The sequence below is a fragment of the Vibrio sp. NH-7 genome, from assembly GCF_053643215.1.
The window spans coordinates 1,007,855-1,032,742 of sequence record NZ_CM132187.1 but is presented as its reverse complement, the minus strand read 5'-3'; the positions used below and the strand labels follow the sequence as shown (position 1 = coordinate 1,032,742).

At 46.5% G+C, this 24,888-nt stretch carries 24 protein-coding genes; 13 read left to right on the top strand and 11 right to left on the bottom strand.

Features of this window, described 5'->3' with window-relative positions; genetic code table 11:
* The first annotated feature begins 37 nt into the window (after positions 1–37).
* The 4 genes from ACUALS_RS04920 to ACUALS_RS04905 all read left to right on the top strand — a co-directional run bounded on the left by ACUALS_RS04920 (position 38) and on the right by ACUALS_RS04905 (position 2,821).
* On the top strand, positions 38–1,615 hold the full coding sequence (locus ACUALS_RS04920) for an alkaline phosphatase (protein ID WP_454448982.1): 1,578 nt from the start codon (positions 38–40) through the stop codon (positions 1,613–1,615).
* Between the two features lie 124 nt (positions 1,616–1,739).
* Positions 1,740–2,045, top strand: coding sequence for a ribbon-helix-helix domain-containing protein (locus tag ACUALS_RS04915; protein WP_005471854.1), 306 nt, complete (start codon positions 1,740–1,742; stop codon positions 2,043–2,045).
* 81 nt (positions 2,046–2,126) lie between these two features.
* Entirely contained in the window at positions 2,127–2,522 is a 396-nt protein-coding gene (locus ACUALS_RS04910; RefSeq protein WP_038192947.1) for a VOC family protein, read from the top strand.
* Positions 2,523–2,533: 11 nt separating this feature from the next.
* Positions 2,534–2,821, top strand: a complete 288-nt coding sequence (locus ACUALS_RS04905) for a putative quinol monooxygenase (RefSeq protein WP_039483696.1) — start codon at positions 2,534–2,536, stop codon at positions 2,819–2,821.
* Positions 2,822–2,852: 31 nt separating this feature from the next.
* Here the strand turns inward: ACUALS_RS04905 and ACUALS_RS04900 are convergent, their stop codons facing one another.
* A complete protein-coding gene (locus ACUALS_RS04900; RefSeq protein ID WP_454448981.1) occupies positions 2,853–4,526 on the bottom strand; it encodes a mechanosensitive ion channel domain-containing protein in 1,674 nt (557 codons plus the stop codon).
* Positions 4,527–4,665: 139 nt separating this feature from the next.
* Positions 4,666–5,103, bottom strand: coding sequence for a YcgN family cysteine cluster protein (locus tag ACUALS_RS04895; RefSeq protein WP_038138978.1), 438 nt, complete (start codon positions 5,101–5,103; stop codon positions 4,666–4,668).
* 134 nt (positions 5,104–5,237) lie between these two features.
* Here ACUALS_RS04895 and ACUALS_RS04890 point away from each other — a divergent pair, with 134 nt between their 5' ends.
* From ACUALS_RS04890 to ACUALS_RS04870, 5 genes are all read left to right on the top strand, one after another.
* The gene (locus ACUALS_RS04890) at positions 5,238–5,486 is read left to right on the top strand and encodes a YkgJ family cysteine cluster protein (protein ID WP_072016683.1); all 249 of its coding nucleotides are present in this window, start codon (positions 5,238–5,240) and stop codon (positions 5,484–5,486) included.
* Positions 5,487–5,631: 145 nt separating this feature from the next.
* On the top strand, positions 5,632–6,339 hold the full coding sequence (locus ACUALS_RS04885; RefSeq protein WP_454448980.1) for a winged helix-turn-helix domain-containing protein: 708 nt from the start codon (positions 5,632–5,634) through the stop codon (positions 6,337–6,339).
* Between the two features lies 1 nt (position 6,340).
* Positions 6,341–7,939, top strand: coding sequence for an ATP-binding protein (locus ACUALS_RS04880; RefSeq protein ID WP_454448979.1), 1,599 nt, complete (start codon positions 6,341–6,343; stop codon positions 7,937–7,939).
* 116 nt (positions 7,940–8,055) lie between these two features.
* Positions 8,056–9,057 (top strand): DUF2860 family protein, encoded by a 1,002-nt coding sequence (locus ACUALS_RS04875; RefSeq protein WP_454448978.1) that lies wholly within the window; start codon positions 8,056–8,058, stop codon positions 9,055–9,057.
* Positions 9,058–9,072: 15 nt separating this feature from the next.
* Positions 9,073–10,116 carry a PKD domain-containing protein gene (locus ACUALS_RS04870; protein ID WP_454448977.1) on the top strand — a complete coding sequence of 348 codons (1,044 nt, stop codon included), beginning with the start codon at positions 9,073–9,075 and terminating at the stop codon, positions 10,114–10,116.
* Between the two features lie 56 nt (positions 10,117–10,172).
* Here ACUALS_RS04870 and recR read toward each other — a convergent pair whose 3' ends face one another.
* The 6 genes from recR to ACUALS_RS04840 form a co-directional block, all read right to left on the bottom strand.
* On the bottom strand, positions 10,173–10,775 hold the full coding sequence (gene recR, locus ACUALS_RS04865; protein WP_005471790.1) for a recombination mediator RecR: 603 nt from the start codon (positions 10,773–10,775) through the stop codon (positions 10,173–10,175).
* A gap of 16 nt (positions 10,776–10,791) precedes the next feature.
* A complete protein-coding gene (locus tag ACUALS_RS04860; RefSeq protein WP_005471689.1) occupies positions 10,792–11,121 on the bottom strand; it encodes a YbaB/EbfC family nucleoid-associated protein in 330 nt (109 codons plus the stop codon).
* A gap of 73 nt (positions 11,122–11,194) precedes the next feature.
* Complete coding sequence (gene dnaX / locus ACUALS_RS04855; RefSeq protein ID WP_454448976.1) at positions 11,195–13,333, bottom strand: DNA polymerase III subunit gamma/tau; 2,139 nt, start codon at positions 13,331–13,333, stop codon at positions 11,195–11,197.
* 28 nt (positions 13,334–13,361) lie between these two features.
* Positions 13,362–13,907, bottom strand: a complete 546-nt coding sequence (apt, locus tag ACUALS_RS04850; protein WP_005471880.1) for an adenine phosphoribosyltransferase — start codon at positions 13,905–13,907, stop codon at positions 13,362–13,364.
* 170 nt (positions 13,908–14,077) lie between these two features.
* Positions 14,078–14,443: a YbaN family protein gene (locus ACUALS_RS04845; protein WP_454449219.1), complete on the bottom strand. Its 366-nt coding sequence runs from the start codon at positions 14,441–14,443 to the stop codon at positions 14,078–14,080.
* A 342-nt stretch (positions 14,444–14,785) separates the two neighbouring features.
* Positions 14,786–15,886, bottom strand: a complete 1,101-nt coding sequence (locus tag ACUALS_RS04840) for a response regulator (protein WP_454448975.1) — start codon at positions 15,884–15,886, stop codon at positions 14,786–14,788.
* 250 nt (positions 15,887–16,136) lie between these two features.
* Between ACUALS_RS04840 and ACUALS_RS04835 the strand changes: the two genes are divergently transcribed.
* Positions 16,137–17,012, top strand: a complete 876-nt coding sequence (locus ACUALS_RS04835) for a LysR family transcriptional regulator (RefSeq protein ID WP_038139001.1) — start codon at positions 16,137–16,139, stop codon at positions 17,010–17,012.
* 42 nt (positions 17,013–17,054) lie between these two features.
* Here ACUALS_RS04835 and ACUALS_RS04830 read toward each other — a convergent pair whose 3' ends face one another.
* From ACUALS_RS04830 to fadI, 3 genes are all read right to left on the bottom strand, one after another.
* A complete protein-coding gene (locus ACUALS_RS04830) occupies positions 17,055–17,603 on the bottom strand; it encodes an NAD(P)H nitroreductase (RefSeq protein WP_038212861.1) in 549 nt (182 codons plus the stop codon).
* A gap of 97 nt (positions 17,604–17,700) precedes the next feature.
* A complete protein-coding gene (fadJ, locus tag ACUALS_RS04825) occupies positions 17,701–19,824 on the bottom strand; it encodes a fatty acid oxidation complex subunit alpha FadJ (RefSeq protein WP_454448974.1) in 2,124 nt (707 codons plus the stop codon).
* Positions 19,824–21,131, bottom strand: coding sequence for an acetyl-CoA C-acyltransferase FadI (gene fadI, locus ACUALS_RS04820; RefSeq protein WP_038192973.1), 1,308 nt, complete (start codon positions 21,129–21,131; stop codon positions 19,824–19,826). Before fadI ends, fadJ begins: the two co-directional genes overlap by 1 nt.
* Positions 21,132–21,752: 621 nt before the next feature.
* Between fadI and ACUALS_RS04815 the strand changes: the two genes are divergently transcribed.
* The 3 genes from ACUALS_RS04815 to ACUALS_RS04805 all read left to right on the top strand — a co-directional run bounded on the left by ACUALS_RS04815 (position 21,753) and on the right by ACUALS_RS04805 (position 24,610).
* Positions 21,753–22,316 (top strand): sigma-70 family RNA polymerase sigma factor, encoded by a 564-nt coding sequence (locus tag ACUALS_RS04815; protein WP_038139014.1) that lies wholly within the window; start codon positions 21,753–21,755, stop codon positions 22,314–22,316.
* Positions 22,309–23,040: a DUF3379 domain-containing protein gene (locus ACUALS_RS04810; RefSeq protein ID WP_331399368.1), complete on the top strand. Its 732-nt coding sequence runs from the start codon at positions 22,309–22,311 to the stop codon at positions 23,038–23,040. Before ACUALS_RS04815 ends, ACUALS_RS04810 begins: the two co-directional genes overlap by 8 nt.
* A gap of 265 nt (positions 23,041–23,305) precedes the next feature.
* Positions 23,306–24,610, top strand: coding sequence for an outer membrane protein transport protein (locus ACUALS_RS04805; protein WP_039477238.1), 1,305 nt, complete (start codon positions 23,306–23,308; stop codon positions 24,608–24,610).
* The last annotated feature ends 278 nt before the right edge of the window (positions 24,611–24,888 follow it).

Below are 24,888 nucleotides of genomic sequence, written 5' to 3'. Positions count from 1 at the left end.
GCTTTAATCAGCTCGCTTATCAAATAAGGACAATTCAATGAAGCACTTAATCAAACCTGTTATTGCCGCAGTGGCAACGTCTACGCTCTCGTTCAACGCACTTTCAGCGGAAATCAAAAACGTGATTTTGATGATTGGTGATGGAATGGGACCGCAGCAAGTTGGCCTGCTTGAGACCTATGCCAATCAAGCGCCGAACTCCATCTACAACGGTAACAAAACCGCGCTGTACAAACTGGCTCAAGAGGGTGTGATTGGTTCATCCCTCACCCACCCTGAAGACGCGATTGTCGTCGACTCTGCCTGTTCAGCGACCATGCTTGCAACGGGTCAATACACCGCCTCGGAAGTGATTGGCGTTGACTCTCAGGGCAACCACATTGAAACCGTTTTGGAAAAAGCGAAAAAAGCAGGTAAAGCGACCGGTCTGGTTTCGGATACTCGTTTAACCCACGCCACACCAGCCGCTTTTGCAGCGCATCAGCCTCACCGCTCACTGGAAAACGAAATTGCGTCAGATATGCTGGCGACAGGTGTGGATGTCATGCTGTCTGGCGGCTTACGCCATTGGATCCCAAAATCCACCAATGACAAAGGGGAAACATACAAAGCGCTTCAAACTCTGACGCAAGGTGACGTTTACCTCAAATCAAAACGTAAAGATGAACGCAACCTGCTTACCGAAGCTCAGCAAGACGGATACCAGTTAGCTTTCAACCGCTCAATGCTCAATGATGCGAACGGTGACAAATTGCTAGGCTTGTTCTCCTACTCAGGAATGGATGACGGCATCGCATACAGCAACAAAAAAGCGGATGCAAAACGCACTCAGCCAAGCCTTAAAGAGATGACCGAGAAAGCGATCGATGTTCTATCAAAAGACAAAGACGGCTTTTTCTTAATGGTAGAAGGCGGTCAAATAGACTGGGCGGGTCATAGCAATGATGCAGGAACCATGCTGCATGAAATGATCAAGTTTGATGAAGCGGTTGAATCGGTATACCAGTGGGCCAAAGATCGTGACGATACCATCGTGATTGTCACTGCGGATCATGAAACCGGATCGTTTGGTTTCAGTTACTCGTCTCAAAACTTGCCGAAGCCCCAAAAGCGTTCTGGTGAAGCCTTTGCTAAACGAGACTACGCACCGAACTTCAACTTTGGTTCATTTGATATCCTAGACGGATTGTACAACCAAAAGCAAAGCTACTATGGCATGATCAGCCAATTTCAAAAACTGGACAAATCACAGCAAACCCCGCAAAAACTGGCTGAGATTGTCAACCAAAACAGCGCGTTCCCGATTACCGCAAAACAAGCGGAAAACGTCCTGGCGAGCAAGCCAAACCCTTACCGTCTTGCGCAACACAAATACTTAGCGGAAGAGAACGTCCCTGCGATAAACGACTTTGACGCCTTCTTCCCATACAACGACCGTGGCAACCTGTTAGCAAGAGAGCATGCTACTGGGCAAAATATTGTTTGGGGAACAGGAACACACACTCACACTCCGGTAAACGTTTTTGCATGGGGACCCGCTGAAAAGATCCTGCCTGTTTCCAAAATCATGCACCACTCAGAACTGGGTGAGTTCATTAAACAGCAGGTTAACTAAGCTGATTATCACCAACTTGCACTACGCAGCGCCCTTCGGGGCGTTTTTTTGTTTGCGGCGCAGTGATTGACTCTCAGCGAGGGAGAGATAAGAATAGACCCAGCAATAACTAAGGTCTTCGAACATGTGTGAAATATTCTCCCAACAGCCACAAGAAAACTACCAAACGGTCGCTCGCTCCATTCGCATTGATGGCCACGCCACCAGCATTAAACTTGAGGCCAGCTTTTGGCAAATCCTCGAAGAGATCGCTGCAAAGCAAGAGATGTCACTCCCTCGCTTTATTAGCTCCATTCACAACGAAGCCTTGCAGCACAACGGTGAGATTAGCAACTTCACTTCGCTGCTTCGCTGCGCGTGCCTCATTTACCTGCGCCAACCAAACAATGTAATGGAAGAAGTAAAACAGCAACTGCATGAGTTCGCGTAAAAATGGTCGTGTCGTACTCTAGTACTACCTAATCTGTTTTCGCTGCCCGTATCCTACCTAAATCAGAAGTAAGAGGCAGTTATGACAAAACTCATTCACTCCATGGTCAGGGTTAGCGACCTTGCCCGCTCAATCGTTTTTTATCGCCAAGCCTTAGAGCTAGAAATCAAAGACCAGTTTATGTTTGATGGCTTTAGCTTAACCTACTTGGCAAATGCGGAAACCGGGTTCGAGCTAGAACTGACGCACAACCACGGCCAAGAAGAACCCTACAGTCATGGCACTGGATATGGGCATTTGGCGGTAAGTGTCGAAGATATTGAGCAAGCACACAAACGCATCAAAGCTCTGGGAATTGACGCATCGGATGTCAAAGCGCTCGATCACAATGGCGCTCACCTTGCGACCTTCTTTTTCATCACCGACCCAGACGGCTACAAAATCGAGTTTTTGCAGCGCCAAGGGCGTTATCTTTAAAGAGTATGACTATGATCCATTTAACCGCGACTTTTGATGCCAAAGATGGCGCCGAGCAAGATTTACAGACGCTATTAACAGCGTTAATTGAACCCACTCGCAATGAGCCAGGCTGTGTGTCTTACCGTTTATTTAAAGATACAAACGTAGCAGGCCGTTTTGTTTTTCAAGAACAATTTGCCGACCAAGAAGCTTTCGACTTTCATAGCCAGCAACCCTATTTGCAAAACTTACTCGGCCAGCTTGATGGCGTCTTGAAAGGTGAACCCGTCATTACTTTCTTCGAAGAAATCGAATAACAAAGAGCGCCCTAAGTGGCGCTCTTATTGTTTATCCCTCTTGCTCTTTCACCATGTGCAAATGAACATCTTGCTGTGGGAACGGAATAGAAATTCCTTCTTGGTCAAAGCGCAGTTTCACTTCCTTAGTGACGTCCCAATAGACATCCCAGTAATCGTCCGTTTTTACCCAAGGGCGGACAATAAAATCGACGGATGACGTATTCAAGGTGTGTACTTTGATGTTCGGCTCAGGTGAACGTAGGACCAATGGGTGCGAGGTGACGATATCAGTCAATACTTGTTCTGCTTTGAGCAAGTCATCACTGTAACCTATCCCAAATACCATATCGACGCGACGAACACGCTCATGAGTCACGTTCTTAATCACATCCCCCCAAATTTTGCTGTTAGGAATGATGATGATTTGGTTGTCGAACGTTTTAATCGTCGTATTGACCAAACTCATATGGCTCACCTTACCATCCACACCACCCGCAAACACGAAATCGCCAACATCAAATGGGCGATAAATCAGCAGCATCATGCCCGCCGCAAAATTGGATAGCGTATCTTGCAATGCAAAACCGATAATTACCCCAGCAATACCAAAACCGGTTAACACTGGCGCAAGGTTCAAGCCGACTTGTGACAGCGAAACCAAAATACCAATCACCCATACGACGTTACCCGACATGTTAATAAAGAACTCTTGCATCAACTGAGAGAGTTTTAAGTTCTTCGAGATCACCGTTTTACTGACGACTTTACGAGTCAACTTCGCCACCATGCTGGTCGCTAAAATCAGTAGTGCAAACACAAACAGTTGGAACAGGTGCTGAGGCGCGTTGTTGGCAATCCAATCCCAAATATTGGTCGACCAATTGGACAGAATCGACAACAAGACTTGCCCGTCGAGTAAATCCTGGGTAATGCTGCCCGTCACCTCAAAGATCAATCGCTTGTACTCAGACGTATCGATATTCAACTGATCAGCGATCGAGATAAGCGAGTTTAAGCTGTCGACCGCGATGTTCATGCGTTGCTTAATCACCAACTGAGTCAATTGAAGCGACGACTTTTCAGATTCAGGGCTCACCGTTAACTGCTTGCCAACGACACTCACCTGCTGATTGAAATACTCGACAGACGCAGATATCAAGCGTAAGCGTTTACTCACTAACTCACTAAACGTCTGTTCAGCGAGCGTTTCATCAACACCCAACTGCTTCAACCACTGAATATTCTGCCAGTTGGCTTCTATGATGGTATCGAGATAATGCTGCAACTCTTGATAGTCATTGAGTAACGTCAGCCGTTCTTCTTCTTTGGCTGTGTTGATTTTTTCTGATAGCGTTTTGATTTTCTCTTCCAAAAAAACTGATGCATTTTGGGAATACTTTTGCTGCATCTCAACTTGTCTAACGAGCTCATTCTTCGGAATCGAGTCTCGATTGATGGCCGCAGATAAAGCGCTTCTTAAATCCTCATTTTTCTGGAAAAGCTTAAGCTGCAACGCGTCTTTTTCTTCGCCACTGGCATTCATTAGCGCATCGGAGAGATCTTTTAAGTCCGAGTTGATGGTTTCGATGTTCAACTGAGCTTCAGACTTAACCGGCTCTGTCACTTCTTGCGCAGCAAACGCCGAGAAACTCAGCATGGCCGCCAGTAGCACAAACACAATACCTTTTGGTAACCCTATACAACGGTGAGAAAGCAATCGCATGACAACCTCAAACAATAAGTCTTTGTTTCTTTTGTAGATAGCAGTAAGTGTACACCACAAACAGAAAAAGAAATGCGTGCTGAACGTTAAAGAACAGCAAATAGAAAAACAGCCGCATAATGCGGCTGTTTCAAAGAGATTAACGGTTAGGATGATTTAAGATGTGGTCCTCCCAATTGACCACTTCTATCTCATAGACCACTTTGTTGCGCACACTTTCCCCTGCCGCATGCATGGCCGATTTAGAGCCTGTAATCAATGGATGCCACTCAGGCAAGCTCTGCCCTTCGGCGAGCAAACGATACGCGCAGGTGTGAGGAAGCCACGTGAAGTCTTCAATATCGTCTTGAGTCAGCTTGGTACACTCTTCATCGTAATTGAAACGATTCGGGTAATCTTTACACGAGCATGTCTTACTATTTAACAAGCTGCACGCAACATTGGTGTAATAGATTTCGTCGGTATCTTCATCCATGAGCTTGTGTAGGCAGCATTTACCACAACCATCGCAAAGAGACTCCCACTCTTGTTCGGTCATCTGCTCTAGTTTTTTTGTTTGCCAAAATGGTGCGCTCATTGGTGTTACTTCGTTATCAAACAGGGGTGCGATTTATACCGTTTAGACTTCCAAAATTCAAGGGCAAAGTTTGAGCTGATCACGCTTGGCTTTTTTGCTAATATCCCGCTCTTGCAAATTTCGAGGTCAGTTTGATGGATTGTCGCTTAGGTTGCGGCGCGTGCTGTATTGCGCCCAGTATCTCTTCTTTTATCCCGGGGATGCCCAATGGCAAGCCTGCTGGGGTTCGGTGTATCCAATTGAATGACGACAATCTGTGTAAATTGTTTGGTAAGCCAGAACGCCCCAAAGTCTGCCATGAGTTTAAGCCTTGTCCGGTAGTGTGCGGAAAAACCAATCAGCAAGCACTGAACAATATTGCAGAGTTAGAGAGCCTGACCTAAAAACACCCACGCTCGAGTTACATCTGCCCTTTGCATTTATTTTATAAAACTCATCACAAGTTTTTCTCTTCGTCACAATCGGTCACACTGGTGGTCATTCATTCAGGTTATAGTTCCCACATCACAGATTCACTGATGCGGAACTATGACCATCACTCCTACTTTTCACATCATCCTAGTTGAAGATGACAATGAACTCGCAGAGTTGATTCAAGACTTCTTACAAAACTACGAATTCAGCGTAAGCATCGTCGGTGACGGCATTCGCGCCGTAGATACCATTCTTAGCCAACAGCCCGATCTGGTGATCCTTGATGTCATGTTACCTGGTCAAAGTGGCATGGATGTATGTCGTGCAATTCGTTCTGGATACACGGGAATGATATTGATGCAAACCGCACTAGATGACGATATTGATCAAGTGATGGGACTCGAGTTGGGTGCCGACGATTACATCGTAAAACAAGTAAAACCAAGGCTGCTCTTGTCGCGAATCAGAGCGCTGCTGCGTCGCCAAGAGCGGACGTTTTCCTCTAAGCACGAGCTTCGCTTTGGTGATTTAGCGATCAACTTGCAGCATCGTAGTGTCGAACTCAATCAGCAAGCCATCAAACTCACGACATCCGAATTCGAATTATTGCTTTTATTAGCCAAGAATGTTGGTGAGGTGGTCTCAAGAGATGACATTGCGCAGCACATTAGAGGGTTTGAGTATGATGGTTTAGATCGCTCGATTGACAGACGAATCTCTCGATTACGGCGTTCGCTCAATGACGATCCAAACCAACCTGAATTGATAAAAACAATCCGCGGCGTTGGATACCAACTCTGCATGACATCACTAGGGGCTTGATATGATTCGAGCGTTTTCTATTTTGTGGCTAGTGGTTTTTGTGCCGATTGTCCTGCTCATCATTCCCACGAAAATCAACCCGATTCAGCGGCTCAACGAAGCCTTCTCTGAACACTTTTATCAGCAGATCTACTCGGTTAACTTTGAGCTGCTGTCAGACAAACTGCTTAACCAACCCAACGAGCAATGGGACATCACCATTCAGCGCTATGCCACTGAGTTCGCCTACCCATTAAAGCTCGACTCATTGTCTGACTACGAGTTTGATCAATCACTGCATGAATCACTGCAAAATGGGCAAGTATCCTTTCTTTACGGTGACCCTATGGCACTGGTTCAACGTGTCGGTTCTAGCGATAAAGTCATCTATTTTGCCCTCAATGAATCCACAGAACTTGCGGTTCTTAACCAAGCCAGAGGGACGTTATTTCTTGCCGCTGAGCATCTTCGGTCACTCCCGAAGGAAGAATGGGATGCCGATCTGGCAAGGCAAAATCAGTTGATTCCCTTCTCTATTCGGTTAAAAACACAGTCTGAATTATCCGATGACGCCCTGTCTGCTCTTAAACAAACCATCCATGGTCCCGTGAGCTACGTGAACAACATGGGACAAGTTGAGTTACTCGCCGCCATTGAGCCTGGGCTGTGGCTTCATGTACAAGACGACCTATCGCAAACCACTCAGCTGAAGTTAACCTCAGCCATTGGCGTTCTGTTTTTCTTATTGATCTCACTTGCTCTGGTACTGTGGATCTTCCCGTTGTGGCGAGACTTAAAACAGCTTGTTGCTACTGCCAATGAATTTGGGCGTGGGCATCTGTCACGACGAGCAAAAGCATGCAAAATGACGGTCGCATCCCAACTTAGCCTTTCATTCAACAAAATGGCAGACAATATCGAGAATTTAATCGCAGGCCAAAGAGAGCTGACCAATGCCATCGCCCACGATTTACGCACGCCTTTATACCGGTTGCGCTTTGCCCTCGAAATGCTGGATGACGAACAAACATCGGCAGCTCAGAGGGAAAAGTATCGCCGTACTATCGACTCGAGCATTGAAGATCTCGACCATCTCATCAATCAGAATTTAGTGTTGGCCCGCTACAATCGAGTCGCAGATATTAACCAGTTCTCTCACTGCCATTTCGCCGACTGCTTAAAGCAAGAAGTCGAACACTTCACCCTTGAGCATCCCAACTTGATCATCAACCTTGAGGTGTCGCAAGATCTGCAACAGCAACAGGTATTCATTGACCAAAACGGACTGATGCGGGCGGTCAAAAATCTTCTGAGTAATGCCAGTCGTTACGCTGCCACAACCATCACGCTCAGTTTTCAGTGCCAGCACAAGCACTACGTCATTTGTGTCGAAGACGATGGGGTTGGAATCGCGAAAACGGATGTAGAACGCGTTTTCGAACCTTTTGCACAACTTGAAAACCAAGAGCGTGGCAGTGGGAAAGGACACGGATTAGGCTTAGCGATCGTCAAACAAATCGCCCATTGGCACAGTGGACAAGTACTCGTTGACGACTCTTCACTCGGAGGCGCTAAATTTGTCATTCAGTGGCCTCAGTCTTTTACGATGCAACCGTCCTAATCATCTTAATGTGACCAAAATGGACACAAACTGTCCACGATTCGCCAACGACCCATAAGCAGAGTGAATGGTAATTTTAATTCGCATTACTTTATTGCTAATTAAAAGGACGTCACATGATTTCTCGCTTCACTCTATATCGTTGGTCATGCTGCACGCTGCTCGCACTCTTGCCCATGAGTAGTCTCGCACAAACCGACGCATTTAATCCCGGATTCAGTGGTACTCTCAGCATCAATGCAGGATGGAGTCAAAACCAGTCGCAATCGAGCACCCACGATGACAATGCCAGCACTGCAAGTCTAGATGATGAAGGTGAACGCATCGCTCAAGCCGCGCCATTTATTCTTGGTCGCTTACAATACAGTTTTGGCAATACATTGATCTACTTGGGAAATAGCGAAGATCAAATCACGCAAGCGCAGTTTCAGGCCGAGCTAGGAGTCTCCCAAAAAATCACGAAACACCTTGTGGCGACTGGCGCTCTGTTTGGAAACTTACCCGGAATGGATGAGGTGTGGGAAGACCCATATCTAACCAATCAAGACAGACAAACGACCGACCAACGCGTATCGGGAGGCCGCCTCTCACTAGACTTCAATGCTCCTTTCCCTGTGTCTGTAAAATATGCGTACGCCACCAGCGACATAGAACAAGATGATATTGGTTTGTCACTCAGCCTCTCGCCCGTGCAGCGTGATCAACTTGCTAGAGATAGCCAATATCACCGCTTTGGGACCGAGTTAACTTTCCCCCTTCATCCAAGTCTCGTTTTGGCACCTGCACTTTACTACACGGTTAGAGATGCGAAGGGCGCTGCACACGACTTCGAACAGTTCAGCGCGCAACTGTCCGTCATTTTGAGTCTGCGTCAACATAGTATTACCACCACAATTCGAAATAGCAGTAGCGCCTTTAACAAAGAGAACCCTGTATTCAATCAAAAACAAGATCAGAACACTGTCGGCGTCTTTTCTGTTTATAGCTATCAGCAACTCTTTGGCTGGCAAGGTACTCAGTTGCATGTGATGGCGGGTTATCAAAAACAGGACTCCGACATCAACTTCTACGATAGCGAAAATACCTTTCTTTCAACGGGCATTAGCTACAGCTTTTAACCAAGGAATAACACGATGAACTACTTGAAAGTACTGAGTATTGCGTTAGTGCTGTTCACATTCGGCTGTGTCGATGATGCAAGCGATACTGAAAAATACACTAAACCCACTGTGAACGCAGGCTCGGATCAGTTGCACACGCTTCCGCAGGCAAGTGTCACCTTAAGAGGCTCAGCCAAAACTTACCCCAAACACCTCTACAAGATTAAAACGACGCGATGGAGCCAGATCTCAGGTCCTCAGCAACTTGCTATTTTGAACGGTGACAGTTTGACCGCAACACTGATCAATCCAACCATTGCGGGCACTTACGAGTTTGAACTGTATGCAAAAGACAGTATCGGAAGAACCAATACTGATAGGGTCAAAATCATTCTTAGAGAGCAGCAAGTGTTGGTCAACGCTCGATCGACATCAACTTACCTTGATGACTACCAGTTGATGTGGGATTCAGTGTTCCATCGTTTTGCCGATCAGTATGACGTCGAGCAGCAGTGGCACCGAATCTATCAAGCCTACTGGGTAAAAGCAGCAGACGTCGCCAATGAATCAGAATGGCAACAACTCATCGATACCCTAAAACGTGAAATGGCAAGCGAGCATAATCAACGAGAGCAACCAGTGCGAGATGATCAACCGACGTTTGCCGTTGACTGGTCGAGCGAAAATGGTATTGCGGCTGTCACCCTAATCGAGCCCAATCAAGTTACACCGACCGAACTGAGTAAGGCGATAGACTCACTATGGGCAGCGTTAACCGATAGCCATGAGGTTCACATTAACGTGAAAAGCAGTTCGCCGCTTACCGAGCAGATCCGATGGACCTTGATGGAGAGCTTCGCTCAACAAACGATGGATGTGTGCTTACTGGATGGAGAGAAATCTAACTCTTGCGTCACGGTCAATGCCAACAAGCGGCTTGAAGGTAAACGCCTCTTCGCTTCAGATACCAGTCGCGATAGCGTTTTGAGTCGATTTTTACTTGCAAGCCAAAATGGTGAAAGCCGTCTTGTGATAAGCCCTACAGTGACTCAAGAAATAGAGCGCTTTAGACACTAAGCCAACAAGAACAAACCGGTCTCACAACAAAAAGCGATGCTCATGGCATCGCTTTATCAACTTAACTTTTGTCGACCTAACAACGAGTGGGATAACGTTGTACCGTCTACCAATTCGAGTTCGCCACCGACAGGAACCCCGTGAGCTATCCGGCTTGCCGATACTTGGCTTTCTTTACATAGCTCTGCAATGTAGTGTGCTGTTGCTTCGCCTTCAACGGTGGGATTTGTCGCCAAAATCACTTCGCTAATATCACCACGGCGTAAACGATAGTCCAACACGTCAAGACCAATATCGCTCGGTCCGATACCGTCTAACGGCGACAAGTGCCCCATCAAGACAAAGTAACGTCCGGAATACTGCCCCGTTGCTTCCACGGCTGCAATATCAGCAGGGCTTTCAACCACACAAAGCTGGCCATTTTCTTGCCGCTTCGGGTTAGTGCAGATATGACACACTTCCTCTTCTGTGAAAGTACGACATTCGCTACAGTGGCCAATTTCGGTCATTGACTGGCTTAGGGCATCCGCCAGTTGCAAGCCACCTTTTCTATCTCGCTGTAACAAATGAAAGGCCATACGCTGCGCCGACTTGGGGCCAACCCCAGGTAGACAACGTAAGGCCTCCATCAATTGTTCCAGCATATGACTGGTACGCATTAACTAACCTTGTCGATTAGAACGGCATTTTCATACCTGGTGGTAATTGCATACCGCCAGTTACGCCAGCCATTTTCTCTTTTTGAGTTTCTTCAACGCGGCGAGCAGCATCGTTAAATGCAGCAGCGATAAGATCTTCAAGCATCTCTTTGTCGTCTTCCATCAAGCTTTCATCGATTTCAACACGACGCACACTGTGACTACCAGTAATCGTCACTTTCACAAGGCCAGCACCAGACTCACCGGTCACTTCCATATTTGCGATTTCTTCTTGAAGCTTTTGCATACGCTCTTGCATTTGCTGGGCTTGCTTCATTAGAGTGCCCATACCGCCTTTACCAAACATGTTTATCTCTCTGGTTAGTTAGCTTGTTTCGTTATTAGATGGGGCTGAACTCAATCGCTTTCAACCCCGACAATTAAATTGGTCGTACACTCTCTTTATCAAGTTCAGCCGCGAAACGTCGCTCGATAAAGCGAACGTGTTCATCATTTTCTAGGCTGGTGAATGCTTGCTGCAATTTACCCTGATAAAGTTTGTCTCTTAATTCTAACGGGGTTTCCCCCTTATCGCCCACTTCCACGCTCAAGTGGCACTCTTCACCCAATACGCTATTGAGCGCCTGAAGCAGTTCGCTCTGCGCGCGGTCGGTGTTCAGGTGCGCCTGCTCTGGTCTTAGCGTTAATGAAATAGACGAACCACTGCGCTCAAAATGCGAGTTCAGCGCGAGCTGCTCAGTCAATTTGGCGGTCTCTAACTTGCTGATCAATGACGCCCAGTCACTTTGCTCTAAGCTCTCAACCACCAGCTTCTGTATCATTTCTGGTGTTTTTTCATGCTCTAGGGCTTTCTTTAACTGCGTCGGTGTAAGCTCAGTTTTCTGCTGCTCTTTTTGCGGCAGAGTTGGCTTCCAGCGATAAGGCTCATTCTCTTCTACAGGTGTTGCAGTCGATTGTGGGTTTGACAAAGGCGACACCTGCGATGCTCCACCGTGCTTTTGAGCAACACGGTCGAGCACAGAATCTGGTTTAGCAGATGTCGCTCTAGCCTTTTTTGGCGCGTTTCCTGATGCGTCAGGATTTGGTGTCAAACCTTTACGCTGAGATCGCAGTTGATGGCGCAATCCGCTTATCGGTGATGTTCCTCTGCTCTTAGGCGGCTGCTCTGACTGTGCAGGTGGGCGCTGTTGAGGCGCGCCTTGAGAGGGAGCATGCCCTTGCATTGGAGCATCGTCATACATTGGCGGCGCATCGTATTGCACAGGCTCATTCATATAGCCCGGAGGGGGAGCGTCATAACCTTGATCTGGCACCGATGGCTGAGTGTACGGCATTGGCGCTGAGGGGCGTTGCTCAGTCATAGCGCTTTGGGGAGCCGGAGCAGGTTGAGGTTGTGACGTTGACTGCGGAGCACTAGCAACTGGCGCAGGGCTGACCTCAGGTGCGGTTGAAATTGCGTTTGCCTGTGGCTGAGAGGCGGGTCTAAATGCCATCATGCGCAGCACAACCATCTCTAAGCCAATTCGCTCCGACGGTGCTAACGGCAGATCTTGTCGACCTTTCAACGCAATTTGGTAGTACAACTGTACATCTTGCGGAGAGAGCGCTCGGCTAAGCAGCTCTATCTTTTCAGCGTCAGGCTGCGCTTTGTCTAGCGTTGAAGGCAACGCTTGGAACATCGCCATACGGTGCAGTTGGGTCGCGAGTTGTTGCAGCAACCCATCCCACTCTACCCCGTTTTGCGCGAGCTGGGTCACCATCTCCATTGCTTGTTGTGGCTGTTTGGAGCTGATGGCTTCAAGTAAATGCAGTGCCTGATCCGTATCTAGCGTTCCCAACATGTGGGCAACGCTATCAGTTAACACAGTACCATTGCCAAGTGCGATAGCTTGATCGGTCAAACTGAGTGCATCGCGCATACTGCCATCCGCAGCGTGTGCGATCATACCAAGAGCACGAGCCTCACTGGTCACTTGCTCTTTAGCTAAAATGTGGTCTAGCTGCTCATGTATAGTATCCACACTGATTGGCTTCAGATGGAACTGTAAACAGCGAGACAATATTGTCACTGGTAGTTTTTGAGGATCCGTGGTCGCCAGCAAAAACTTCACATACTCTGGTGGCTCTTCAAGCGTTTTTAGCAATGCATTAAAACTATGACGCGAGAGCATATGAACTTCATCGATGAGGTAAACTTTGAATCGACCGCGAGCCGGTTTGTACTGAACGTTGTCCAGCAATTCACGAGTATCTTCGACCTTTGTGCGCGACGCAGCATCAATCTCTAGCAAATCAACAAAGCGACCTTCATCGATTTCTTTACAAGTGGCACATTGACCACATGGCGTCGAGGTAATGCCTGTTTCACAGTTTAACCCTTTGGCAAACAAACGACCGATTGTCGTCTTGCCGACCCCTCGCGTACCGCTAAATAGATACGCGTGATGCAGTCGATTCTGGGCTAACGCATTTTCGAGTGCTGTTAAGACATGGCTTTGACCGACAACTTCCGTAAATTTTGTCGGACGCCATTTTCGCGCTAAGGCAAGATAACTCATGAACTAAACCTATTAATAACTTACCCGATTAGTGACCTTCAAATTCACAGATGCTGTAAACATTAAGACCTAGGCCCTCAAGACGCTTGTCTCCGCCAATTTCAGGAAGATTGATCACAAACGCCGCGTGCTCTACCACACCACCAAGCTGACGAATCAGTTTAGTCGTCGCTTCGATTGTGCCGCCTGTTGCCAGTAGGTCATCAACCACAAGGACTTTGTCGCCTTCTTTGATCGCGTCTGTGTGAATTTCTAGTGTGTCAGTACCGTACTCAAGTTCATAAGATTGAGCGACAGTTTCACGTGGCAGTTTGCCAGGCTTACGGACAGGAACGAAACCAACACCAAGCTCTAGTGCTAAAGGCGCGCCAAATAAGAAGCCTCGTGCTTCGGTGCCCACAACTTTAGTGAATCCCATCGATTGGTACTTTTCCACCAGAAGTTTGATGGTTGCGCGGTACGCCGCTGGATCTTCCATCAAGCTAGTGACATCGCGAAATAGAATGCCTGGTTTCGGGTAGTCTTGAATGCTTTTAATACTAGATTTGATCAGTTGGAGTGTTTCAGTTGTCATAATTCATTACTTAGATTGGCTAGGCTTGTAGGTTTATATAATTAGTATTTTCAAGCAATAGCGTGGGTTCTCTGCACAATGCATTGCTGAATCTATTCAACATGCTGACTAAAAGGTTTGTGCCTAAAAAACAAACGCCCACTCGAAGGTGGGCACGCTTCCTTGCAATCTTAGTGATTTTCTTGCTCGTCAGCAAGGTGCTCAATCACAGGCAACCGAATAAACCAAACCAGAAGTGCCACCAGCATGATCACTAGCATGATTTTTAGCCAAAAATGGGGAACAAACCATATTGAGAAACTGAAGCTCAGCAAAATATAAACGGCACCTCGGGTTTTCACCTTGGTGGTAACCGCTTTGTGGTTATGCCAATTGTCTAATATTGGTCCAAAGGTTTTGTGTTGGTGCAACCACCGATGAAATCGAGGACTGCTGCGCATAAAGCACGCGCTAGAAAGTAAAATGAAGGGCGTGGTCGGTAACAAAGGTAGGAATATGCCCAGAATGCCCAGGCACAAACTCAGGATACCAACAATATTTAAGCTAAGTCTGCGAATACTGATGGCATGCCCCTAGAAAAATTTAGAAGCCCGCGTATCCGTTAAGTACACGAATCCAAGTCAAAGTAGCTGGAAGTGTAGGGATAAGTAGGACTGCAATAAAACCTAAAAAGTAAAAGATATTATAAGGTTCTTTAAAATCTTTGTCTGCCATGGATTACTTCTCTGATGTAGGTGACGATTTATTTAAGACCAAGTGAAATAAGGGTTAACACTATGGGCTTTTTTTGTTTCGGCGGACTATACCCTATTCTGTGTTCTGGAAACACCGAGTAAAAAAAGGGTTATTAAGATTTTATGACTTGAGGCGAGCAGCGCTTAAGCACTGCCACCACGGTAGATGTCTAAGGTAAAGCTACTCGATCCCAAGCAACTAAGGGCAATCTGACAAGCAGACTGAATCGGCAACTCGTTGGTGATAAAGTTCTTCACGCAGTTATCGCCAAGCGTAACCCCGGGCTGAATATGTTGAGAGATATAACCATTTGACCACTGGCAATCAAGACCAGCGGGTAAAATAGATAGCGTCCCTTCAGAGAGGTCTGCAACGCCAAACAAAGCTTTAACTGGCGTAGAGCATTGCGAGCACTTGATCCCCTTCTCTAGCAAATAGGCGATGTCTTTTAAATCGGCGTTGAAACACTTGAGGTTGCGTAAATAGTCATGGAACAAGGCACGAATCAAGAGTGTGGTTGCAGCACCGTGCTCCCCTTCACTTGCTGAGTCAACGATATAAAACGCAAACTGTCCGTTCATTAACCAAGCGTAATCAAACACGATAGGCATCACTTCGGTAGACTGCAAAATGCGGTAACTGCACTTCCAGTCCCCTTGCGAGGTATCCCGATCAGGAAGCAGGGCGTGAAGCAAATCTTTGGCGGCACTGCGATTTTCCTGCAAGAACTCAAGATGCCAATGCAGCTCTTGCTCTTCGGGCACATCCCCACTATCAACACGGAACCATTGGCTTGCAAAATCGCGTTGGTCACTCAAATGATTGTCCGAGTCGTCTAAGGTATTCTCAATCGCGCACATCAAATGCTCGTAATTGCCAATCGGCTTGGGCAAGAAATCCTTTATCCCGTAACGAAGCGCTTTTGCGACATCGGCCATATCGTCTGTCGCAGACACCACAATCAAAGGCAGCGATGGATACTCCAAGCTCACCTCTTCTACAAACTCGATGCCATCGAGTACTGGCATGGCGAGATCGCACATGATGATGTCGGGCTCTGCACTCTTAAGCTTCCTTAACCCGTCTAACCCGTTCTCAGCCTCGACGACTTTGTATCCTTGAGATAGCAAGAAGCCCGAGGTGATACGACGGAAGATAGGATCATCGTCAACCAACATGACAAGTTTTTCACCAGGGGCAATAGTGGGAGTATCGCTCGGTGCAACTTCAACTGTTTTATACATAAACCTTTGCCTCACACAACTATAAAGTACAACGTGTTTATTATTGTTATTCGGTCTAGTGACCTTTGTTTCAAACGCCCTTTAAAAGTAGTCACGAACGGCTGTTTATACAAATCTTCCACTTTTGCTCTGGGTTGCATACTATATGTATGGAATATCAAATATCGATAAAGATGTTGATATGTCTCAACCTTTGACATTTGATATAGATATAAATTAACCAAATTCGTAAAAAAATGTGTCTACTAAAATGAAATTAGATGATCTCAACTTGTTCAGGCTTGTGGTCGAAAATGGGAGCTACACCGCGACTTCCCGAAAAACTATGATCCCTGTTGCAACGATTACTCGACGCATACAGGCTTTGGAGGATTCTCTAAACCTGCGTCTACTGAATAGGCACGCGCGTAAACTTTCCCTGACAGAGGCGGGAGAGCGCTTTTACAGCGAATGTTCACCGCTGCTAGACCGCTTAACGCTCACCGCAGAAGAGATCTCCGATGAATGTCGCGGTGCTGCAGGTAAGATTCGTATAACGGCGCCATCAAACTTAACCAAGCGTATGATGATGCCAATGTTTAACGACTTCATGAAACAATACCCAGATATCAATCTGGAGCTGACAACAAGTAACCATTCAGAACAACTTGATCCAACGGAATGGGACGTGATCTTCCGAGTCGGCCCTCAACGAGATTCCAGCTTGATCGCTCGAAAAATTAACTCGGTGGAAGATATTTTGGTCGCGAGTCCAGAATATTTAAAAACGAACCCTGCACCAAAACACGCAGAAGAGTTACACAATCACAGCCTGTTAAAAGGCGCCCCACTGTTAAAGTGGCAACTGTCTAACCAAAACGGTGAAACAGTGGTTAACAATGACAAAGGTCGCTTTCAAGCCAACGCACTTAATGTAGTTCGTAGCGCTTGCAGTGACGGCTTAGGTATCACCTTGATGCCTGATGTGATGCTAAAAGAGTTCATCGACGACGGTAGTTTGGTACGAGTTCTCGAAGACTGGAGCGCAAACCCTCGCGATATCTATATGCTTTACAACCATAAAGATCATCTGCCAGAAAAAGTGCGCCTGTTCATCGATTTTGTTATCGCCTACAACATCCACTGACAAAAAAAAGAGCTTGGTATGACCAAGCTCTTTTTGATTTGATTACAAATATTCAACGAATTTACTCAGGTCGCGCTCTGGCACCTTCATTGGCGTACACCCTGGAGTGCCTAGGTAAAGGAAGCCGACGATTTCATCCTCCCCCTCGAGACCAAATGCCTTGTGGACGGTTGGATGGAACATCCATTTTCCTGAGCGCCAAAACGCCTGAAAGCCCTGCGCAACAGCCGCCATTTGCATTGCTTGAACGGCACAACCCGCAGACAAATGTTGCTCAAAGGCGGGCACTTTTTCATGTTCGGTCACTTTCGCGATCACAGTGATCACCATCGGAGCTCGAAACGGCGCGTTTTTCACCTTTTCAATGACAGCGTCGTCACTCTTATCTTCTACCGCCGCTTTCACCAGAATGTCCGATAGTTTGTTTAACCCAGACCCTTGTGAAATCACAAATCTCCACGGTGTTAAGCCCGCGTGATCAGGTGCTCGCAAACCGGCGCGTATGATGTTTTCTAGCGCTTTCCCTTCAGGAGCTGGCGCTGACAATTTGGCAATTGAGCGACGGTTGAGCAATAGTTCTAAAGCGTCCATTTGAAATCCTTAAGCTTTACTTCTTGTTTTTCTTGATAATAACTCTCAAATAGAAAAAAGGCGAACCTTATGGTTCGCCTATGCCTGTTACATGAAATTACTCGTAGAACGGTTTATCTAGCCCTGCTCTCGTCAGTAGGCCATCGCAAGGTGCAAATCGATCACCGTATTTCTCAGCGTGTTGATTCATGATCTCGACCAGTTTCTTCACGCCGATTTGGTCCATGTAACGGAAAGGACCACCCAAGAATGGTGGGAATCCGATACCAAAAATGGCACCAATATCACCGTCACGAGGGCTGCGAATAATACCTTCATCCAAACAGCGAACGGCTTCATTGAGCATAGGTAACACACATCGCATCGCCATCTCTTCTTGCGCCATCTTGGATTCAGGGCTCAGTCCAAGCAGTTTGTAGACAGACTTGTCAACTTCCTTCTTTTTGCCCTTGTAGGTGTAAAAACCTTTGCCGCTTTTACGCCCTTTGCGACCATCATTCAAAAGCGTATCGAATACGTCTGGCCCTTTAAATCGCTCGCCAAGCTCATTGACCAAGATAGGCATAATCTTCGCACCGATATCAACGCCGACTTCGTCAAGCAAAGTGATTGGTCCAACGGGGAAGCCGAAGTTGAGCAGCGCTTTATCGAGGTGTCCAATCGGCTCACCAGACATCAAAACTTGCGCCGCTTCGTTCATGTAAGGGGCAAGAATGCGGTTGACATAAAAACCCGCGCAGTCTTTGACAACAATTGGCGTTTTGCCTTGTTTGCGAGCAAATTCCACAACCGTCGATACCGTCTCGTTCGAAGTTCCCTCGTGCGGAATCACTTCCACTAGTGGCATTTTTTCAACCGGGCTGAAGTAATGCAGACCGACAACGTTTTCAGGTCGCTGCGCTTTCTCGGCAATCTGCTCGATTGGAAGTGACGACGTATTTGTTGCGAAAATGGTGCTATCTTTAGCATTCTCTTCGATATCTGCGACCATTTTCTGCTTGAGGTCGAGATCTTCGAACACCGCTTCGATCACAATGTCGGTATGGTTGAAGCTGGTGAAATCTGTCCCGCCAGAAAGCTGTAACATCTTCGATTGCAATTGAGCTTTCGAGATAATACGGCGCTTGCGCTGAGTTTCGAACAACTTGTAGTTGTACTTCAACGCATTCAATACCCCATCTTCTGAGACATCTTTGATGCGCACCGGCACTTTCGCTTTAGCCACGCTGACATGACTAATCCCCGCGCCCATCAAACCACCGCCTAAAACAGCCGCACGCTTGACAGGTAACGGCTCTGCGTCACTGCCGTTCTCTTTTTTCATCTCTGTTGTTGCAAAGAAGATTGAACGTAGCGCCTTAGATTCAGAGGTCATCACAAGCTCAGCAAAACGCTCAGCTTCCTTCTTCTGGCCCTGCTCGAAGCCTTTCTCTAAACCGTAGCGAATCACTTCTAAGATGGCGTCTGCGGCTGGGTAGTTTCCGCGAGTTTTCTCGAACGTTTTCTTTGCCGCTTGATCAAAGATCACCTTACGTCCAAGACCGGTGTTTGAAATAAGTTTCTCTTTGGTCGAGACTTTACGCTTGCCTTTGCTTTTGCCCGCGTTCTTTTCAACAAAGCTTTTCGCCACATCGAGCAAGATGGTCTCAGGCACTACAGCATCTACGACACCGAGCTTTTTCGCTTTCTTGGTGCGAAGCTGCTTACCGGTTAAGATCAAATCTAGCGACGGCAGTAAACCAATCAAACGAGGCAGACGTTGCGTGCCACCTGAACCGGGCAGTAATCCAAGCTGCACTTCTGGCAGCCCTAGGCGAGTTTTATCGGAGTCAGTACATACTCGGTAATCACACGCTAGTGCCAACTCTAAACCGCCACCCAAACAAGGACCGTGGATCGCGGCAACAACGGGATAAGGCAAATCCGAAAGATGTTGGAACATCTGCTGACCTTTCTCAGCCAATGCCTGTGCTTCTGCTACCGTTGTACATGCATCTAACATTCGAACGTCAGCGCCAGCGACAAAGTTGTCTGGCTTCAATGAATGTACGATCAATCCTTTAATGGACGATTTTTTCTCATCAAGTTGAGCAAACACGTCTTCCATTTCATCAGCAAAAGCCGCTTGAAGCGTATTCATCTTTTCGCCTGGGACGTCTATCGCCAACCAAGCGAAGTCATTTTCATCAATGTTTAGCTTAAATGCTTTCTGCTCGCTCATTACTCAACCTCCAAAATCATAGCTGCACCAAGCCCACCTGCCGCACACGCTGTGTTCAGCGCCAAACCGCCACCGCGGCGTTTTAGCTCTCGTAATGTTTGGGTAATCATTCGTGCGCCCGTTGCAGCGAAGGGGTGGCCATAGGCGATAGAGCCGCCAAGGACGTTGAACTTATCCATGTCGATTTCACCAATTGCTTTAGAGCGGCCAAGGTGTTGTTGTGCAAATGCATCGCTAGCAAACATTTTCACGTTTGAAAGCGCTTGAGCAGCAAAGGCTTCATGCATGTCAATCAAGGTAAGATCCGAAAGCTCAATTCCCGCTCGCTCTAGAGCCATAGGCGTTGCGAATGACGGCCCCATCAGCATATCCGTTTCAACGCCAATCGCAGAAAAAGCGTAAGAACGGATATAGCCCATAATGTCTAGGCCGAGCTCTTTGGCTTTCCCCTCACGCATCAGCATGATTGCTGCGGCGCCATCAGTCAGCGGTGTACTGTTTGCTGCGGTCACACTGCCGTACTGTCTATCAAAAGCCGGACGCAACTTCGCATACCCTTCTAGCGTCGAGTCATAACGGATATTGTTGTCTTGCGAGATCCACTTTTTATACGGCTCTGGGAACGCGGTCATCACCTCGCCTTCAATCTTGCCGTCTTGCCAAGCCTGAGCCGCTAACGTGTGAGAACGGTGCGCTAAAGCATCTTGCTCTTGACGAGAAATGCCGTGTGATTTGGCCATTTGCTCTGCAGTCTGGCCCATCGATAAGCCTGTTGAGTATTCAGCCACCGCCGGTGGAACTGGCATTAAGTCTTTCAGGGATAGGCTTTTTAGAATCTTGAGCTTTTGGCCAACTGTTTTGGTTTTGCTCAGTGCTAATAGGTTCGCAGCCAACTTTTTGGAGACACCAATAGGCAATACCGAGGAAGAATCTGCCCCGCCAGCAATACCGACATCAATAGTCCCAGACATGATGCTTTCCGCAACATTGACCGCAGACTGAAAGCTCGTTGCACATGCTCGCGTCACGCTGTAGGCATCAGTGTTAATGTCCATACCCGTTCCGAGCACAATTTCACGTGCGATATTCGGTGCTTCTGGCATTTGAACCACTTGACCAAACACAACTTGATCGATCAGTTTTGGGTCGATCTCTGTCCGTGCCATCATTTCGCTTACTACCATTTTGCCTAGGTCAACAGCTGGCACTTTGCTGAACTCAGTGCTTTGACGCGCAAAAGGGGTACGCAAACCAGCGACAATTGCAACGCGCTCACCAGAGCGGGTTTTCACTTCCTGCTTGCCCATTGTTTCTCCTTGGATATTAAGAGGTCTGACCACGTCATTGTAACGAGATTGTTAACGCAATCAAACGATCGTTTGAATAAACGTGATTTAGAATAGAAAAGTGGTCGCATAGACTTTGCGAAAAGAGAAAACAATAACGGCTATTTATATAAATATTATCAAGATGTTGTTAGACTTTTGAATCAAAGAGCACATCAACCGATCTTTGGCGAATCTAGAGGCAAAAAAAAACCACACAAAACTGTGTGGTCGGAATGTATAAAGCAATTAACTTACGCCAATTGAAATAATCAGTTTCCTGATTAGGAGAAAGTAAAGTCAGCCTTCAAAAGGAAGTGTCATCTTGCTCAACATGTCAGTGAAACACTGACTAGATGACAGGTGTTACTATAACCGCTGTGAGACGGTAGATTTTGAAATAGATCAATTTTAGGTGAGTTTCTAAAGCTCAATAGCATTTATGTTGCAACGAAATTGTTGAAGGCGCTCCTAGAAGGCGCACATTGTATAAAATAGAAGCAGTAACCCATCGCTTGCTGGCTTTTGATTCCAACGGGACAGGTTGAACGCACGTTAAAAACGTTCAGCAAACTCATCCACAGAGCAGTTAGGGAGGCTCTTGTGTCGATTCTCAATTTTTTTGGAAAGAAAAAGTCTTCCGATCCGGTCAACTCGGATATGGACAGACAAAGAAAATATGAAGCGCTCGTGAGAGCCTATCACAGAGACCTCTATCGCTACGCGTATTGGTTGTGCAAAGATCCCACTATCTCCGAGGATTTAGTACAAGAGACCTGTTTACGTGCGTGGAAGTCTCTCGATAGTCTTCAAGACGAGAAAGCCGCCAAATCTTGGTTAATCACCATATTACGCAGAGAAAACGCTCGTCGCTTCGAGCGCAAGCAATTTGATCTGGTTGATATCGATGACCACGGAAACGATGCTAAGGTCAGCGATGACCCGCATCATCAGACCGAGTGGATTCAGGCACAAATTATGAAACTTGATACCGATTATCGAGAGCCACTATTTCTTCAAGTTGTTGGGGGCTTTAGCGGTGAAGAGATCAGCGAGATTCTTGATCTTAATAAGAATACTGTAATGACACGCTTATTCAGAGCTCGCAATCAGCTAAAAGAGATGATCGACCCAGAGAGTAACCAAAGAGGACAGCATAATGGATGATTTAGAATTTCGTCGCCGCATCATGTCCGACCCTAAATGCAGAGATAGCGAACTCAACGCCGCGATAAAAGAGAGTGAATCCAACGCTAAATTCGCCGATGAGATTTTAGATCTGGATGCTCAAATCGCTAAAGCGATGAATGTTGATGTCCCTGAGGATCTGGCTGATCGCATTTTGTTCAATCAAACCTCAAATGTTAAAGAAGATAATGTCGTTCGACCTAATTTTGCCCGCCGAGCAATGGCCATGGCAGCATCAGTTGCTTTTGTCGCTGGCTTGTTGGTTGGACAAGTTAACTGGGGAAACATCGTTGTTTCTCCTGCACAAGCGAGTTTAGCATCAACAGCGATCAAGCATGTTGTTGACGAAAAGCCGTTCGTGAATCATCTAGACGAACAAGTCAAATCTTCGCAAATCAACGCGAAAATGGTGCCGTTTTCTCATTCATTGAGTGCGCACTTCCCTTACCACGTGTATTACTTAAATCACTGTGGTTTTGGTGAGTCTAACGCACTGCATATGGTGTTTAGGGGCGAAAAAGGCAAAGTAACTCTGTTTCTGACAGGCATTGCCGCCAATGACGTATCTGAGTTTGCGGAAGATGGTATGGTAGGTATCATTGAACCAATGGGCGAAGTGAGCCTCATTTTGGTCGGAGATGAAGGCGAAAATGTCGCTAAAATCGCCGAAAACATACTAGATATCATCAAACCTATGGGTTAATAGGAAACAATCTTCAAACAGATAAAATAAGGCTCGATTCAATATCTGAGCCTTATTTTTTACCCACCATATAGAGCTAAAACTCTAAAACCGTACTTTTTACAGCACAATCCTGCCAAATAGGCGTCATTTCTGTAATTTTCCCTTCCAATTAGCCAATGGTCGGATTTCTATATCCTATACTTGGGTCTAGTATCAGCCACAACTGAGCTTTTGCTCAAAAATATCGCCCAACTAGAGGCGAACCAAAAAGGAAAAAGCACAAATGAACAAGACGCGTCTGTTTAAAAAATCACTATTAGCAGTGACCATTACCACAGCAACTCTCGCTTCGCAGCAAGCTCTCGCTGCAGGCTTCCAACTTAACGCTCAATCAGCAACAGGTATCGGCCGAGCATTCGCCGGTGACGCAGTTATTGCAGATAATGCTTCTGTTATGGCACGTAACCCAGCAGCGATGGCGCTATTCGACAAGACAGAACTTTCTCTAGGTTTTGAAAGCATCACTTCAATGATTGAAGTGAAAGATGCAAAGTACACGCATATGGATGGCATTACATTTGTTCCAACTCCGGGACCAAAGTATTCAACGAAAGATGCGGATTACGACGACGCGGGTGATACTTCAATTGCACCAAATATTCACCTAATTGTTCCAGTTAACGATACGTTTGCTTGGGGTATTAACGCCTACTCTAATTTCGGCACCAAAACCGAATTTAGCGATGATTACGTAGCCAGCGAATATGCAGGCCTAACAGATGTGAAAAGCATGAACATTGGTCTTGCTGGTTCTCTAAGAATCAATGAACAATGGAGTGTTGGTGCTGGCCTAGATCTAATTTATGGTCAAGGTAAACTTGAGCGTAACCTAAGTAATGAACTTAACGTTCCTGGCAAACCGCAACTTACAGGTGCTAAAGCGCTTGATGCCGATGCGTCTGGTTTTGCACTAGGCTTCAATGTAGGTACAGTCTACGAGCTTGATGAAAATAACCGCTTTGGTTTCTCATACCGCTACAGCCCAACACTAGCAGCTAAAGGCGACATCTACTACGGCGGTCAAGAGCAGAGCGACACTTTGTACATGCCGCTACCAGATATGGCGGAGTTCTCTGGCTACCACCGTATTGAAGATACTAAGTTTGCCGTTCACTACAGCGTTCAATACATTGGCTGGGGTGTTTTTGACAAACTAGAAGCTGATAAAGCTGGCGAACTAAACACTTACGAGTGGCAAACGGGCATGCACTATGCACTGGGTGGTACTTACTACCTAAACCAAGACTGGACGTTGCGTGCTGGCTACATGTATGACACAAGCGCTCAAGATAAAGTGACTTCGATTTCTGTTCCAGATTCAGATCGTCAGTGGTTCTCTGCAGGTTTCACTTACCACCTAGATTCAAAGTCTAACATTGACTTCGGCTTTACTTACCTAATGGGTAAAGACGTAGACGTGAAAGAGTCTCAGTATGATGACGCAACTGGTGCTCTAGTCTCTTCGATCGAAGCGACAACACACGCAGATGCAATTCTATTAGGTCTACAATACAGCCGTAGCTTCTAATAAAGCGAAAACTCTGATTCAAAGGCCAGTGTTCACTGGCCTTTTTGCTATCTACACGTCAATAATCATTTGATACAACAAGCTTTCCCTATCCCCTTTCGGTTACTGAGCTTACACGTGTATCGATAAACCCCTCTCAGACACTACATGTGTACGCTGAAATATCAAAACAAGACGTTAACATTTAGTGTTTTCATCTTTAGTATTCGATTTGTGACAAATTAAATTTCAAATACCTGCAATACACTGTTTTTAATTTTTAAAGTAATAGCTCTAAC

Coding starts and splice junctions, on each gene's coding strand:
- ACUALS_RS04920 (WP_454448982.1), top strand. CDS start 38: ATGAAGCACTTAATCAAACCTGTTATTGCCGCAGTGGCAACGTCTACG.
- ACUALS_RS04915 (WP_005471854.1), top strand. CDS start 1,740: ATGTGTGAAATATTCTCCCAACAGCCACAAGAAAACTACCAAACGGTC.
- ACUALS_RS04910 (WP_038192947.1), top strand. CDS start 2,127: ATGACAAAACTCATTCACTCCATGGTCAGGGTTAGCGACCTTGCCCGC.
- ACUALS_RS04905 (WP_039483696.1), top strand. CDS start 2,534: ATGATCCATTTAACCGCGACTTTTGATGCCAAAGATGGCGCCGAGCAA.
- ACUALS_RS04900 (WP_454448981.1), bottom strand. CDS start 4,526: ATGCGATTGCTTTCTCACCGTTGTATAGGGTTACCAAAAGGTATTGTG.
- ACUALS_RS04895 (WP_038138978.1), bottom strand. CDS start 5,103: ATGAGCGCACCATTTTGGCAAACAAAAAAACTAGAGCAGATGACCGAA.
- ACUALS_RS04890 (WP_072016683.1), top strand. CDS start 5,238: ATGGATTGTCGCTTAGGTTGCGGCGCGTGCTGTATTGCGCCCAGTATC.
- ACUALS_RS04885 (WP_454448980.1), top strand. CDS start 5,632: ATGACCATCACTCCTACTTTTCACATCATCCTAGTTGAAGATGACAAT.
- ACUALS_RS04880 (WP_454448979.1), top strand. CDS start 6,341: ATGATTCGAGCGTTTTCTATTTTGTGGCTAGTGGTTTTTGTGCCGATT.
- ACUALS_RS04875 (WP_454448978.1), top strand. CDS start 8,056: ATGATTTCTCGCTTCACTCTATATCGTTGGTCATGCTGCACGCTGCTC.
- ACUALS_RS04870 (WP_454448977.1), top strand. CDS start 9,073: ATGAACTACTTGAAAGTACTGAGTATTGCGTTAGTGCTGTTCACATTC.
- recR (WP_005471790.1), bottom strand. CDS start 10,775: ATGCGTACCAGTCATATGCTGGAACAATTGATGGAGGCCTTACGTTGT.
- ACUALS_RS04860 (WP_005471689.1), bottom strand. CDS start 11,121: ATGTTTGGTAAAGGCGGTATGGGCACTCTAATGAAGCAAGCCCAGCAA.
- dnaX (WP_454448976.1), bottom strand. CDS start 13,333: ATGAGTTATCTTGCCTTAGCGCGAAAATGGCGTCCGACAAAATTTACG.
- apt (WP_005471880.1), bottom strand. CDS start 13,907: ATGACAACTGAAACACTCCAACTGATCAAATCTAGTATTAAAAGCATT.
- ACUALS_RS04840 (WP_454448975.1), bottom strand. CDS start 15,886: ATGTATAAAACAGTTGAAGTTGCACCGAGCGATACTCCCACTATTGCC.
- ACUALS_RS04835 (WP_038139001.1), top strand. CDS start 16,137: ATGAAATTAGATGATCTCAACTTGTTCAGGCTTGTGGTCGAAAATGGG.
- ACUALS_RS04830 (WP_038212861.1), bottom strand. CDS start 17,603: ATGGACGCTTTAGAACTATTGCTCAACCGTCGCTCAATTGCCAAATTG.
- fadJ (WP_454448974.1), bottom strand. CDS start 19,824: ATGAGCGAGCAGAAAGCATTTAAGCTAAACATTGATGAAAATGACTTC.
- fadI (WP_038192973.1), bottom strand. CDS start 21,131: ATGGGCAAGCAGGAAGTGAAAACCCGCTCTGGTGAGCGCGTTGCAATT.
- ACUALS_RS04810 (WP_331399368.1), top strand. CDS start 22,309: ATGGATGATTTAGAATTTCGTCGCCGCATCATGTCCGACCCTAAATGC.
- ACUALS_RS04805 (WP_039477238.1), top strand. CDS start 23,306: ATGAACAAGACGCGTCTGTTTAAAAAATCACTATTAGCAGTGACCATT.